Annotated in this window: 15 protein-coding genes; all 15 read right to left on the bottom strand. The window is 40.4% G+C overall.

Annotation, left to right across the window (positions count from 1 at the left end):
- Window position 1: 1 nt before the first annotated feature.
- The 15 genes from OCY70_RS30530 to OCY70_RS30460 all read right to left on the bottom strand — a co-directional run bounded on the left by OCY70_RS30530 (window position 2) and on the right by OCY70_RS30460 (window position 14584).
- Window positions 2–1174 carry a glycosyltransferase family 2 protein gene (locus tag OCY70_RS30530; RefSeq protein WP_213428177.1) on the bottom strand — a complete coding sequence of 391 codons (1173 nt, stop codon included), beginning with the start codon at window positions 1172–1174 and terminating at the stop codon, window positions 2–4.
- A gap of 13 nt (window positions 1175–1187) precedes the next feature.
- Window positions 1188–2273, bottom strand: coding sequence for an FkbM family methyltransferase (locus tag OCY70_RS30525; RefSeq protein ID WP_213428176.1), 1086 nt, complete (start codon window positions 2271–2273; stop codon window positions 1188–1190).
- Entirely contained in the window at window positions 2270–3505 is a 1236-nt protein-coding gene (locus tag OCY70_RS30520) for an acyl-CoA reductase (protein WP_213428175.1), read from the bottom strand. The genes OCY70_RS30525 and OCY70_RS30520 overlap by 4 nt, the downstream gene beginning before the upstream one ends.
- Entirely contained in the window at window positions 3502–4590 is a 1089-nt protein-coding gene (locus tag OCY70_RS30515; RefSeq protein ID WP_213428174.1) for a LuxE/PaaK family acyltransferase, read from the bottom strand. The genes OCY70_RS30520 and OCY70_RS30515 overlap by 4 nt, the downstream gene beginning before the upstream one ends.
- Complete coding sequence (locus OCY70_RS30510) at window positions 4591–6000, bottom strand: AMP-binding protein (RefSeq protein WP_213428173.1); 1410 nt, start codon at window positions 5998–6000, stop codon at window positions 4591–4593.
- Window positions 6001–6023: 23 nt separating this feature from the next.
- The gene (locus tag OCY70_RS30505) at window positions 6024–6770 is read right to left on the bottom strand and encodes an SDR family NAD(P)-dependent oxidoreductase (protein ID WP_213428172.1); all 747 of its coding nucleotides are present in this window, start codon (window positions 6768–6770) and stop codon (window positions 6024–6026) included.
- Window positions 6767–7003, bottom strand: coding sequence for an acyl carrier protein (locus tag OCY70_RS30500; protein ID WP_213428171.1), 237 nt, complete (start codon window positions 7001–7003; stop codon window positions 6767–6769). Before OCY70_RS30500 ends, OCY70_RS30505 begins: the two co-directional genes overlap by 4 nt.
- Window positions 7004–7023: 20 nt before the next feature.
- Complete coding sequence (gene pseH, locus OCY70_RS30495; RefSeq protein ID WP_213428170.1) at window positions 7024–7575, bottom strand: UDP-4-amino-4,6-dideoxy-N-acetyl-beta-L-altrosamine N-acetyltransferase; 552 nt, start codon at window positions 7573–7575, stop codon at window positions 7024–7026.
- 29 nt (window positions 7576–7604) lie between these two features.
- The gene (gene pseC / locus OCY70_RS30490; protein ID WP_213428191.1) at window positions 7605–8777 is read right to left on the bottom strand and encodes a UDP-4-amino-4,6-dideoxy-N-acetyl-beta-L-altrosamine transaminase; all 1173 of its coding nucleotides are present in this window, start codon (window positions 8775–8777) and stop codon (window positions 7605–7607) included.
- Between the two features lie 6 nt (window positions 8778–8783).
- A complete protein-coding gene (locus OCY70_RS30485; protein ID WP_213428169.1) occupies window positions 8784–9737 on the bottom strand; it encodes a dTDP-glucose 4,6-dehydratase in 954 nt (317 codons plus the stop codon).
- A gap of 20 nt (window positions 9738–9757) precedes the next feature.
- A complete protein-coding gene (locus OCY70_RS30480; RefSeq protein WP_213428168.1) occupies window positions 9758–10483 on the bottom strand; it encodes a cytidylyltransferase domain-containing protein in 726 nt (241 codons plus the stop codon).
- Window positions 10484–10500: 17 nt separating this feature from the next.
- Window positions 10501–11556, bottom strand: a complete 1056-nt coding sequence (locus tag OCY70_RS30475) for a polysaccharide biosynthesis protein (protein ID WP_213428167.1) — start codon at window positions 11554–11556, stop codon at window positions 10501–10503.
- Window positions 11549–13432, bottom strand: a complete 1884-nt coding sequence (locus tag OCY70_RS30470; protein WP_213428166.1) for a motility associated factor glycosyltransferase family protein — start codon at window positions 13430–13432, stop codon at window positions 11549–11551. The genes OCY70_RS30475 and OCY70_RS30470 overlap by 8 nt, the downstream gene beginning before the upstream one ends.
- Before the next feature lie 13 nt (window positions 13433–13445).
- Window positions 13446–14039, bottom strand: a complete 594-nt coding sequence (locus OCY70_RS30465; RefSeq protein WP_249725067.1) for a hypothetical protein — start codon at window positions 14037–14039, stop codon at window positions 13446–13448.
- A gap of 182 nt (window positions 14040–14221) precedes the next feature.
- Window positions 14222–14584 (bottom strand): group II intron maturase-specific domain-containing protein, encoded by a 363-nt coding sequence (locus OCY70_RS30460; protein WP_261945319.1) that lies wholly within the window; start codon window positions 14582–14584, stop codon window positions 14222–14224.
- Between the last annotated feature and the right edge of the window lie 129 nt (window positions 14585–14713).

The following is a 14713-nucleotide window of genomic DNA, read 5'->3' as shown; positions in this document are numbered from 1 at the left end:
TTTAGCTCTTATAGCGAAGTAAATTTTTTCGCAACTCACGTTTAGTAATACGGAGGTTTCCAATATCAACCGTACTGCTTTGAAGCGCAACATTCAAATTATGAGTTGCATCTAAATAACCTGGGAACAGATGAATAGCGGCGGAGAAGTATTTTTCTGCTTCTATCATATCGCCTCTACACAAATATAATACCCCTAGGTTATTCAATGTTGCTCCATGGTCAGGATTGTATTTGAGCACCGTTTTAAAAGCTTGCTCCGCACCTGTTAAATCTTCATTCTCTAAAAGCAATAAGCCATGAAGAAAATGGACGGTTGGCAATTTACTTCCTTTTTTCAACAAGAGGTGAATTTCCTGTGATGCCTCTTGCCACTTTTCTAAGCGCATCAGCAAACCTACAAAGTCTGCCAAGTTTTGTTCGGGTTCTAATTTTCGGCTCATAATAGAAGATTTAATTAAATCCAGGGAATACTGCTTTAATATGTTTTTTTCACTTGAAGTTAATGATTCAACATGATTTGAAGTATTACATTCATGTCTTCTAATATACACTAATGGCTCTGGAACATACACAAATCCTCCAAGCTGAGCTAACTTGAGCCATAAATCCCAATCTTCTTGCAATTTCAATTCAGGATTAAAAGCACCTACATTCAACATTGCTTCTTTATTAGCAAGAGTTCCCGACAAGTATACATAATTCCGAAGAAACTGATATCCTAGAATCTCGCTTTCTTCAACTTGTCGAAACTCAAATGGCACACCGATTCGTTTTCCTGACTCGTCTACCTGCCAGAATGCATTATGAACAAGAATCCAATTTGAATCTGGTTGAGCCTCTTTCATTTTTCTATAATAAAATCGTTGATATTCCAACAAATGTATGTCAACCTTATCATCAGCATCCAGAAACATTATCCAATCGCCAATCGCTTCACGTATTCCCAAATTTCGAGAAAAGGAAACCCCCCTGTTGACTGAGTTTCGTATATATTTAATGGGGATCAAGGAATTACTAATCATATTTTGGACCACAGTACTTGTCTTATCAGTACTGTGGTCATCGATAACAATAATTTCTTTTAATTTTGAAGTTTGATGTAACAAGGAATCGATTGCGTCAACAATATAAGCTTCACCGTTAAAAACGGGTATAACTGCACTAACCTCCATTTTCACCACACCCTTAGACAGCATATAATACAGTTTCTGTTATATTCCCAGTATGATGACCCAAATAGAATTTATACTCAGCATTGATATCAACAATTTTTTTGAGCAGTTTCCAAATATCATCCCACTTATGATAGACACAAATTTGGAGCTTAGGTTTATGCTCTTTAATCGTATTTTCAGCTCCACACAGAGCGTCATATTCACTACCTTCGATATCCATCTTAATTAAGTTTGGAATAAAATTCATTTCATGAACAAGATTATCTATTGATATTACGTCAATATGCAACCCTGTGTCATACTCAACAACTTCATACGAGCCAGAGTTTTGTTTATCAATGTTAAAATAGACACGTTTACTGCTATCACTCACACCATATTTTAAAGGCTTTACAATGTTATCTAAACTATTTTTCCGGATTGTAGTTAAAAGTATTTCATAATTCGATGTTTCCGGTTCTAAGGCATATATTAAACAGTTTTTATTTACACTTTTTGCAAATGAAGATACTGTATCACCTTGCCATGCTCCAGCATCAATGATGATATCCCCTTCTTCCGGTTGTACTATAGGATGCATGTATTGTGGATAAATTGATTCATTAATATATACTGGATTAAAAGTCAATCGATATTTTATGATTCCTTCGAATACTTTTTTTGACTCATCATCTGCTAATAGCTGATGAACTTCATTCCAGTAGTTTATGTTTTCAATTATGAGATTTTGTTCGAAATGCTTATCCAATCCCATTATCCAGTTGCTTAAATCTATATAATTATTACATCCCATCTCAAGCAACTGTTTTGATATTTCGCTCGCCCAAGTGCTTGCAATACAAATTAACATATTTTCATCATAAATTTCTTTTAATTCCTGTGGAGAGATAATTACAATACCGTCTAATGTCTGCCCTTGTTTTTTTATGTCATTATCGGCAACCAAGTAGGCTGTCAGCCCTTGTGAGCGAATCCAACCAATCGCTCTTTCCCCGCATCCCCCCGCACCAAAAACAACGATTTTTTTAGCGTTTTTAATTCTTTGGGTAGGTGATAAATATTCTGTTTTTTCATTAAGCAAAGTATTGAGTGTCATATTAATCCCTCCAAAATAGTAACTTCTCTAGAAAAAAAATTAAACAAACGATATCCATCCCACACCGTATTAAATTGCAGGGCCTTGCCCACCGGCACGATTCTATCGATTCCTGCACCTGCCAGCGACGAAGCAAATCGATGCAGCTCTTGATGTTCAAAACCGTAGACGGATAACGTCTGATCTTTAGGTGTAAGAAGTGTTTTCAACTGAGCAAGATCACGAAAATCAGCCTCTAGGAATAACCCTCCTCCACAATGTTCCTCGCGGGATAAATGATAAGGCTCCGATAGTTGCACCCGATGTATTTGGTTTTGGCTTTGTATATAAAAACGCTCTACTTTCCCTTCTGCCGACAGGGTTAACCCAGTAACCCATTTATTCATGATGTTAGCCGGGGCAATTTCCATCTGCTTCTTGCTTATCATTCTGTCGAATTGGGACCAAAAGATTTCTTTGGCTTCTTTAATCTGTTGACCATCGCCGACCCAACAAACCACTCTTGGCGAGGAACAGGCCATTTGATCAAACCATATTGCGTCATTATAAAAGTGCTCTGCCAATCTTGTTTGTTCCCTGCTGCCAGCAAGTAAATAGGACTCTGCATGAATCGCAGCCAGCGAGAATTTATCGCCAAAAACAAGTTCAGTGGCATTGGACGGCATAGGAATCTTGCGGATGCTCCGCACCGCTTCATCACCGCCCCATATTACGCGCATATTGCAGTGACTTAATAAAGCTACCGTTACTGCCTCATCATGCGGGTATGTAACAACCATTGTACGATTCTGGATTTCTTTGTACTGAGATTTTGACATAAGCTCATTTAATACTTGCAATAAAACAGTTAATTGCTCACTTTGCTTCTGAGATATTCGGACTACATTGGAATTACCCATTAGCATGGATAGAAACCATGAATATACAAAAATAGTATCTACATTTGATGGCGCAAAATGTACCACGTTGCCTCGAGGTAATAGAACGCGCGTTCCTTTTTCTTGTTCAAATTCACGCTTCAATTCCATCAAATGCGTTTTTCTCATCCAAAAGGCCAAGGCCATTAATTCTGGAAACTTCCTAAAACGCTGATTCGCAAGGATTGACTGGGAAACCTCCGATATGAAGCTCACGCATACATTACTAAATATCGGTAATGGTTCCGCCAACGCAGTTTGCAGCAAGTACTCGTTCCAGGTTTTATCTATGGACTCAGGCAACAATATTTTCACCGAGTTGTCACCTCCTTGCGATATGCGAACGTATCACTGCATCCTCGCAATTCCGCGGCAGGGAGTCTTCCGTGAACCCTAAAATACTTGCCTTTTCTTCCGCAAGGACAATTATCTTCACCATATATGGTTCCCAAATCTTCAGTAAGCAGGTTGTGTCCCGGATAGCTGCGAGGCAGAACACTAACGGTTTGAATCAACCCTTGTTGCCCATATGCTTGAGGCTCATAAGTTAAGGGGTGACGAATCATAATATCAGCAAATGTTGGCGCATGTAGATACCCTGCCTCGCACTCCATATAGATAGAGCCCACTTGCTCCACCATGCCGTAAAAATTTATGATTCGCTCGATGCTGAATTCATCTTTGATACTTTGATTAAAGTGCTGCGGTGTTACTGCCTCATCCAGCATCTTCTTCCATCCGCCGCTATGAATCAGTATACTGCGGGGAATATGGATACGGTAATTCCGTTCCTTTATGGCTTGATAGAAGTATTTCCAAATCATAAATGTAAATCCAAAAATGAGAATAGGTTGATTATGATGACGAGACATAAATTGATCAAGTTCTGCCCACCTTACTTCCATATTCTCATCCAGCAAATAAAAATGGTCACGTCCGAAATTGACAAGCCCCATCAAACCAGCTCCGCGAGCACTAAATTTTTTACGGTCTGAAACGATATGCTGTGCGTCAACTAAAATCATCGGAAGCCTTTGAGTTCCAATAAATGATGTCACAATGTTAACGAGTGCTTTCGTCTGAAGAATGGAAGTCTCCTTATTCAAAAAAATCCGTGAAACAACCTGTGAAGTCGTTCCACTTGACGTCAACGTCTTGATTATTTCTTCTGAATTCACACTGACCAAATCCAGCATTTTGAAGAGACGGACTGGGATGAAAGGCATGCTTTCCATGTCAGAAAAAGTAAAGTTGTCTATCCCCATAGCATTAATGATTTGCCGGTACCCTTGACACTTTTCATAATGCAGGCGTGTCAATTCGGTAAGTTGCTGAAGAAGGAATGAACTTTTGTTCCGCGCATCTAGTCCGTAAGGATTTTCTTTGATCCATTCCACCATTTATACCACACTTTCTATCAAGGCCTTATAATCAACCTTACCGTTGCCTAATCTTGGTATTACAGGCATGTACACCACCGAATAAGCACTCGAATGCAACTTCAGCTCTGTTTTCAATATTTCTTGAATTTGAGCGGTAATATTCGCTTTATCTACAACGATATATAACTTGAGGTCGTTACCGACACAATAGCATGAATAGCGACAGTATCGTTCAATCATACGTTCAACATCATCTAAATTAATTCTCAAGCCAAATAGCTTAATAAACCTTTTCTTGCGACCATTAATAAAATAAAAACCCTCATCATCCTTATATCCGATGTCTCCAGTATGAAGAATTCCATGCATGTCATCTTCTCGCGACAGGTCGGAACGTTTAGTTGCATATCCCATCATAACATTACGACCTTTATAAATTAGCTCCCCATCTTCACTCAATAAAAATGCCCCTCTTGGTATCGGAATTCCAATGGAACCGAGCTTTCGGGTCAGACTTTCAGGTGGCACATAACTCATCCTTGCGGTTGCTTCCGTCTGTCCGTACATAATAAATAATGAGCGGCTTGTTTTCTTGCTAATGTCGTAAAAATATTGCTGCAATTGTATATCTAATCGTCCCCCGGCTTGCGTTAATGTGCGCAAAGAAGGAAGATCCATTCGTTCAAATCGTAATCGATGAAGCATTTGGTAAGTATAAGGAACACCTGCAATTGAAGTTGCATTATGCTCAGAAAAAAAGCTCCAAAATGGTTTTTCCATAACACTGTTTGATGTCAGAAGTACAGATGCGCCGGCCAACAAATGGCTGTTTAGCACAGATAAACCATAGGAATAGTGCAGAGGTAACGTTGTAATAGCCCTTTCTTGCTCATTAAGCCCCAGATATTCTACTATGGATCTCGCATTATCCTGAATATTTTGATAGGATAAGCGAACAAACTTAGGACTTCCTGTCGTTCCCGACGTGGATAAGAGCACTGCCAATTCGGCATGTATCGATTTGCTTTCTTCTTTTTTACGACGAACAGCAAATGCGTAATTACCCTCCAGATGTATAACCTCGGAGTATTTTTCTACTATCTCATTGACCAGCATTGCAGGGCCGAAAATCCATTCGGGTTTGTACTCCTCTATAAGATTATCTATTGAATATTTTGGTATATCAACCGGCAATAGGGCAACAGAATGACGGGACTGAAGTGTGGCTAAATATCCGACAACTGTCTCGATTTGATTATTACAAAAAATAAATCCCAATGTTTTTTGGGGAAAATGGATCAAACAGTTAGTATAAAATGAGTTCGTTTTTTCGCGTAATTGACCATATGTTATGCACTTTTCTTCATTTTGTATGAACAAAACGGGATGCTCCTCATGATGCTGAAGTTCCCAAAAATGCACATTCATGCCGCTCCCTCCCGTTTTCAAGGTTAAATGACCATGCCTCCATCAACGCCAATTACCTGTCCTGTAACATAAGACGATAATTCCGAGCACAGAAAGACAATCACATTCGCAACGTCTTGCGGATGCCCGCTTCTTCCCATTTTGATGCTCGCTAAACGCTCTTCTCTTTGCTTTTCAGTAAGACCGCTTACTAAATCTGTGTCAATAAACCCGGGTGCAACGGCATTTACACAAATTCGGTATCGAGCAAGTTCTTTGGCGGCTGCCTTCGTCGCTCCTATAAGGCCCGCTTTGCTGGCTGCATAAGCAGCATGCCCTTCATCTCCGTATACGCCCATAATTGAGCTTACATTGACGATATAACCTGATTGCTGGCGGATCATGAGCTTGCTAGCATATTGCATATGCATAATAGCCGAAGTTAAATTAACAGCCATCGTTTCATCTAGGCCGGCGGCATCTATCATTCCAAGCAATCGACTATGGAGTATTCCGGTATTGTTTACAAATGCATCCAACTTTCCGAACTGTTTCTGTACATTCATGAATGCCTTTTTAATGGCTTGAATATCACGAACATCGTAGGATACGCACAATATGGTTGTATCGTAAAGATTTGATATTTCATGCGATAGTTTCTCTAATGCTTGTTCGTCCCGGCCATGGATTACGAGTGATGCACCATGCTCCGCACATGTTAGCGCAGTCTGTCTTCCAATTCCTCTAGAAGACCCCGTAATCATAACGACTTTATTTTGCAGAAGCTTCATTTGAGCACGACGCCATATTTATTTAATATTCTCTTAGCTTCCGCATAGCTGCTCATATCTATAACATCCTCAGTATCAAGCATAATGTCATAATGTTGCTCCATTTCCGCCACGAGAGACATATGGGCAATGGAATCCCATTCTGGTATTGAATTATACTCAAGCTCGTCGACTACTTTTTCAACCGGAATATCTAATGCTTTTGCAAAAATCTTTTGTAATTCTAGTTCCATCTAACATTCCTCCTAAATTTCTAGGCAATATCCATAAATGCCTTCAAATCAAATCGCTTGCATTTCTTCTTAAGTGTCTCCCAACCGCTACGAAGCATTTCATATTGGTATACATCATGAAAAGAACCATATTTAAAAATATGCTCCTTTAATAGGCCGGCCTCCCGGCATCCATATGCTTGATGCATCCGGCGGGCAGCCTCATTTCCCTCCATCACTTCTGCTACAACTTTATTTAATTTCAAGAAATCAAAAACATAGGAATAAATATAAGGAGGGATCATGCCGCCCACTATTCGATGTTTTTGCTCTCCAATATAATAAGCCCACGAACAACGGCGGTTCATTTCGTCAATTTGATTTAGCGATACTAGCCCAATCGGTTCTTTTTTTAATTGTACGAGCCAATACCGTTCAGTTGGCTTACTAGATACGCGCGACCACCACTGGTATTGCTTATCCAAGTCATTCTCGATATCAGTGAACATATAGCGCGTGACTTCTTCACTGGTTCTCCAATGAAGGATTAACTTCATATGTTCGGACTGTACCGGTATAAATTGAATTATCATAGCGATGAATACCCCATTCTGCTTATATCTTATTGCCTATACCGAGTGTACACCTCTTTGACGGCCTCGATAACATCGTCTATATCCTTATCATCCATCCGCGGATATAACGGCAACGTCATGGCTGTATCATAATATAACTCTGCATTGGGGCATAGGCCTGCATTGTACCCAAGCCGGCGATAATAAGGCTGCAAGTATACGGGAATATAATGTACATTCACCCCGATATTCATCGCATGCATCTGTTCAACCAGTTCTTTGCGGTTTACCCTAATATATTCCGGCAACCATCGGAGCACATATAAATGCCAGCTTGATTCCGCCTGCTCATGCTGGGACGGTATGACAAGACCAGGCAGAGATGCAAAAGCTTTGTTGTAAGCTGAAGCAATTTCACGTCTTCTTTTAATAAAGCCGTCCAACTTCTTAAATTGGGAACATCCTAAAGCCGCTTGCATGTCTGTCATGCGATAATTATATCCAAGCTCTAGCATTTCATAGTACCAAGGTCCGTCATATTTTGTCAGTTCATCTCTATCACGTGTCATCCCATGATTGCGAAATAGTTTTAATCGTTTATAATAAAGCTCATTATCGGTAACAATGATACCGCCCTCTCCTGTAGTCACATGCTTCACTGGGTGGAAACTGACCATCGTCATATGCGCCATCGATCCAACTTTTTTTCCAGCAAATGAGGCGCCTAATGAATGAGCGGCATCTTGAATAACGATGAGTTGATTTTCATCGGCAATGTCCATAATCCGATCCATCGCTGCCGGTTGTCCAGTGAAGTCAACCGGGATAATCGCCTTTGTCTGCGGGGTCACTTTAGCTTCAATTTCACGCGGATCGATATTGTATGTTGTCATATCAATGTCGGCAAAGACAGGCACTCCACCCCTATAAAGCACGCAATTACTGCTGGCCAGAAAGGTGATTGGTGCAGTAATAACTTCGTCACCGGATCCAATCTGTGCGGCAAAGCAGGCCCCATGCAAGGCAGCAGTTCCATTTGAAAAGGCTACAGCATATTTTGCTCCGACGTACTCTGCTACCTCTCGCTCGAATTGTTCAATAAAAGGCCCTTGGGTAATATAGTCACCTTTTAAGACTTCGATAACAGCCTGGATGTCTTCATCGTCTATCCATTGTTTCCCGTAAGAAAGCATATCCGCTCTTTTTACCTTTGAGGCCATCATCTGTCACTCCATTGAAAGCATGTTTTTTTGAATCCATTCTTCCGTCCGGCGTATCCCTTCATCCAAAGAAATTCTAGGCTTCCAACCAAGCAATCTCTCGGCTTTGGTATTATTGCAAAGCAGCTTCTGTATTTCGCTCTGCGGATGGATATGAGGCACATGTTTAATACGGGAAGAATCTCCAACCACCAACAGAGCCAGATCATTAATCGTTATGTCACTTCCAAGCCCGGCATTAATGATATGCCCATTTACGTTATCACTATACCCAGATTCAACTACAAATCGCGCACAATCTTCTACATATAATAGATCTCTTGTTTGAGTTCCTTCTCCGTATATACACAAATCTTTACCATCAAGTTTGTTCTTGATGAAAATAGCGACAACTCCGCCCTCTCCGCCAGTTTTCTGGAACGGCCCGTATGTATTAAACGGTCTGACAACTACAACGGGCAATCCGTATGCATAGTAATAGGAAAGGACCATGTTCTCAGCCGAAATTTTTGCTCCAGCATACGGAGATGCCGGTTTGATAGGATGTTCTTCCGTAATGCCAACATTATCCGCACAGGCATCATACACCATGCACGTACTCATGAACACCACTTTCGTATTATATTTTCTGCACTGCTCCAGCACATAAAATGTACCTACAGTATCATTGTTAAATGTCGTTCTTGGATCATCGATTGAATCCTGGACATTAATAGAAGCCCCCAAATGATAGCATAGTTGAAATTGGTGTTCTTTAAAAAGGGCGCTTAATAAAGGCTCATCCATTATCGTTCCTTTTACCAAGCCCATAAAATGTTCATGGTTTCGGAATTCGTCTAAATTGCCTTCGCTTCCATTCGATAAGTCATCCAAAACCCATACGCGATGCCCATCTTCAAGAAGCTTTTTAGCAACCCATCTGCCAATAAAACCTGCTCCACCTGTCAATAAGATATTCATTATGGCCCCCCTGTCATTAATCAGATGACTCTCTTTTGTTCAATGTGAGCATTAATTGCAGCTATCTCCGGATATTCTAACAAATAAGATATGACCTCGCTTGAAGGCACTAATAAGTTTGACTTAAAATATTGAGCAATCAATTTGCACAATTTGTAGTCTTCTGCAGTATCTAAAGTTACTCTAAGCTGGGGGTGTTGAAGTTTTTCGCTTGCACGAAAATACCCCATATTAAATTGATCGGGATATTCGTATGCATAATATGTTACATGCTCTCGGTGCCGTGCTTCCAAACCATGCTTATTCATATATTCCAGAGTCTTAAACGCGAATAATTCCGCCACCAATCCTCTCGGTAATTGACCTTCCACTTTAATGATATCGTATCCCGACCGCTGCATCTCATTGACAATACCAGATGCCATTTCATAATCTACAAATGGACAATCGGATGTCACTCGAAAAATATAATCAGCTTTCCATTCTCTAGCGCATTTATAGTATCTTGCCAAAACATCGTCTTGCGAGCCACGCGAGCAGGGAATATGATGTTCATCACACCATTGCTCTATTTTGTCATCTGCTCGCTCCGTTGAGGTGGCTACTATGACTTCATTTACTCCTTTGATCTGGCAGCATCGGTTTACGACATAGTCGAGGACTATTGTATCTCCCAATGGGAGCATTACCTTGCCTGGGAGTCTAGTTGATCCCATTCTTGCCTGTATAATAGTAACGAGTTTCACAAGGCATTGCCACCTTTTTATATACTTAATTGTTCCCTCTTTATGCTGGTGATTTCTGTTTGTTCCTCGACCATTCCACTCTGAAGAAGTAATTCTTCAAGCTGTTTCGCAGTAACTGGTTCAACATCTGCAGAACTATAACTTCTTACTTGGGCTGATCTGGATCCTGCATATTGATGCGACTTCATGAAGGCGTTAGGAATAATGAACATATCTTCGGTCTCAAGAGCATATTTGGACTCCTCAACAGTCATAAGTTCCTCGAACATTTTTTCCCCGGGGCGCAAGCCGATTTCTTCTATGTGAACCGACCCTGGAGAAATTCCTTTACGCACCTCTTGCTCAATGATTTGTCCAGCAAGATCCTGGAGACGAACAACCGGCATTTTAAGCACGAACACTTCACCGCCATTCGCCAACATCATTGCTTTTAATGTTAATTCGGTAGCCTGCTTTTTGGTCATCATAAAGCGTGTCATTTCTTTGCATGTGACCGTGATACTGCGTTTCTCGGCAATTTGTTTCTTGAACAAAGGGATAACAGAACCCCTGGACCCCATAACATTGCCAAAACGGACGGCAGCGAACACTGTTTTTTTCGTTCCTGCCTGATATTGGGCAGCCGAAATTAGCCTCTCTGCCATTAATTTCGATGCTCCATAAGTATTAGTAGGAGCTATTGCTTTATCTGTGCTCGTAAAAATCGTTTTGTTGACTCCGCACTCCAAAGATGCCTGAATTACATTTTGGGTTCCAATAATATTGGTCTGCACTGCCTCAAAAGGGTTGTACTCGCAAGCAGGAACATGCTTCATCGCCGCAACATGGAATACATAATCGATATCTTCCATCGCTCGGACAACACGTGGATAATCTCTTACATCTCCGATCAAATAACGAATATTGCTAAATTCTCTATATTGCTGTTGTAATTTGAATTGTTTATATTCATCTCGGCTAAAAACTCGAACGACAGCTGGATTGCATGCCAACAAGCGATCCAAAAGCCCCGTGCCTATTGTTCCTGTTCCGCCGATAATCAGAATCTTTTTCCCGCAAAAAAAATTATGCATACGAGGTCTCTGCTCCATTCGCAATCTTGTCTATACGTTTGACCGCTTCATTTATGCATTGCTCCGCAAACGGAATGAATTCCGAAATACTTACAATGAACTTTCCGAGGTGCTCAACAATAAGCTTGGCCTTTTTGAATTCATTGCTTTCATTAACAATGTCAGGTACATAACGCATATATTGCGACAAAGGAGTTTCCAATGCAAATGAAATATAGGATTGAAAACTGCCGCTACCTGTCACTTGACCCCATTGTTTATTTAATTTCAGCAATAATTTAGTTCGTTTCTCTTTTTGATTAGAATTTAACTGTTTAAGTTCAGAGATTAGTTTGAGTATACTATTTAACTTATTATTCAACATAATCAGTGATTGCAGCTCACTTTGCAGCTTTGCTCCAACTGTGCTAATTACTTGTTCACTATAGGCAGGAATATCGTCAATAAGTTGTTTAAACCAATCTTCCTCCCGATCCGGTAAACTCAATAAGTCCCCTGCACACTCCTTCATTGGTTTGAAAACAGTATGCTTGATTGCTGCGCCCTTGCTCGATGTATTAATAAATTCGATATCCGTTAATGCCGACAACAATAATTCTATATCTTTTAAAGTCACTAGCATTTTTTCTGTCGTACGGTTCTTACCGCCGTGCACGTTTTCGATCCATTCATTAGCCGCTTCAATTGTACTTTTCTTTGCTTCTTCTTCAATGTGTTTAACGCCTTCCGAATAGTACTCATCATTAGGATAAGAAAGGTCTTGACCCGCCAAATAAATCTTTTTGCAGCCTATAAACGCTGCAAATTGAATGCAAGTCCCCGTAACGGAGCCTGTCGAAATAAAGGAAGGTTCGATATCTTCTTCACTGTTTGAGAATAAATATGGAGTTACTTCATCAAGATTTAATCTTGTGAATAGTCTCCATTTATGATTCTGCTCAACAATTCCATGATGTATAGTCGTTGCAAATAACAATGGAATATGAGTTGTATTTACATTTTGAAATACCTTTAAGTTAGGTTCTCCTCCATCCATTGAAACGACTAGATGAGGTGCAATACCATAATGTACTAAAGCTTGCACACTCGATCCAGCAGCTATAATTAAGGCCTTAGATCCTAATTTTTTGATATATTCAATATCCTCTCTCAATGAAGGCCCCGACCCAATAATAATTGCAGGTATATGAGAGCAAGTATTCTCAAGTGACACTATCGGTTTAGATGCCAACACTTTATCTATATTATAGATAATATTCTGGAACCACGCTTTTTCAAAATAGTATTGCGTTATATAATTAGCCCGATATTGAAGCAAGATTTGCTTCGACATCGCATGAAGTTTGTCGATAGTACCGCCAAATAATTGCTTATAAATGGGAATAGTCACTTCTTCAAACTTATCGGTCACCAAACTTGAAATGGATCCAAGAAGTTGATTCAGTACATGATCCTCTTCCCCGACAGCTAGCGTTATAATGCCGGAATGGCTTAATATATCCGTCAAATCGCGAAGTTTTAACCCCAGATGCAATAATTGAATATCCGGTTCATAAATATAATATTTCTTCGTTGGATATTTTTTAAGCAGATACTGTAAATGATAACCTAGCCCTATCCCGACAACTAAAACATGACCGCAATTTTCCAACTTCTCTTCGATCGACTTTAACCAGCCTGCGGCTTCCCTTTCCGGACTATACAAGCTATGTACAGCAACAACCCTGTCATCCTTTTGGATTTCAATATTTGGACTGCCGTCACGAGATGTAAGAGCGCGATATATACCGCTATCCACCGGGTTTGCTTCAAGTATTTCTGCTACTTGCGGAAAATGTTTTTTTAGGACCTTTGTATTTGACAAAAAATAATCCAATACCGCTCACTCCTTACCTAACTTCATTGATCCAACCTTCCAGTGTAGGAACTAGCTCGTATTGGAGAAGGTCCGATACGCCAACATAGTTATTCCAGCTCAGTTGGTCATGGAATTGTTCAATAAAAGACTCTATATTTTTATACAATTGTTCAATAGAATGCCTTAGTTGGTTTGCATTATTTACTTTTTCACTGATTGCATAAGCAAACTCCAAGGCGCTCACAATCCATTGTAAAGAATCAATAATTGGTGTAATTAGTGCTCCTATTTCACTTATTTCCTCTGCATATAACTTCTCCGCAATTTCAGGGATCTCAGTTACAACTCTCGGCAAATAGGCTTTTAAATCCTCAAGCGTAATAATAAAACATTCTTCTTTTGTATGTGTAACGATATGTATTTCATTAATACGATGATAATTCTCCAGAATGATTGATTCGTAATCGGAATAATACTTATTATCATCAATTTGAACACTATAGATTAGACGATCGGATTCTAATATAGGTATCGTTCGTGCCACCCAAAAATCATTGACTTCTTTCGCAGAATGAAACTCCTTTTCCTCCCAAGCTCCATCAACACTAATCTTCAAAAAAATCACACCCTTGTGTTTATACCTACTAAGCTTTATATCGGTCATTCCCGGTCATTATTAAATAGGTCCTTTATTAGTTCTATTCTAGGGTGAAGGACTGAAAAAAAATTCAGCCCTTCCTCATCAAACCGTACGTGAGGTTTTCCCTCATACGGCTTTCCGATGTTCGTCATTCATGCGCATGCGACTCACAAGAGCGTTTTGAGTCCATGCAGCTGGCTTAAGAGTTTAACTTCGTATCCGGAGCCGCGCCAGTGATTTCGCTGGCGTTTCTTTGCGTACCATTTCATCAGCCGTTGCCGAATGTACCAATCCAACTTGTCCAGTTGCTTCATGCTGTATGGTGTCGCATAGTAGTTCTTCCAGCCTTGGATTTTCGGATTGACCCACTTGACGTGCTCCTCGAACGAGATGTGCCGCATGCGTGGCGGCGCTAGTCGTTCCCTTACCACTTCCCGGATGTGCTTTTCTGCTTTCTTGCAGAGCCACTGCTGGGTTGTGTAATATACGCGACTTTGGCCTGTCTCCGCTTTCCTCTTCCGGTGGTGCATGCCGAGAGTCGAATCCTTCTTCTCCTGTCCACAGTCCTACAACCCTGGTCTTCTCCGGGTGCAGCGTGAGTTCCAGCCGCTCCATGATCGCCCGAATCAGCTTAAGCGCATGAAACGCATCCTTCCTTG

The sequence above is a fragment of the Paenibacillus melissococcoides genome, from assembly GCA_944800085.1.
Classification (GTDB): domain Bacteria; phylum Bacillota; class Bacilli; order Paenibacillales; family Paenibacillaceae; genus Paenibacillus_B; species Paenibacillus_B melissococcoides.
Note: the sequence above shows the minus strand (reverse complement) of the source record. Positions and strands in the feature narration are given on the sequence as shown.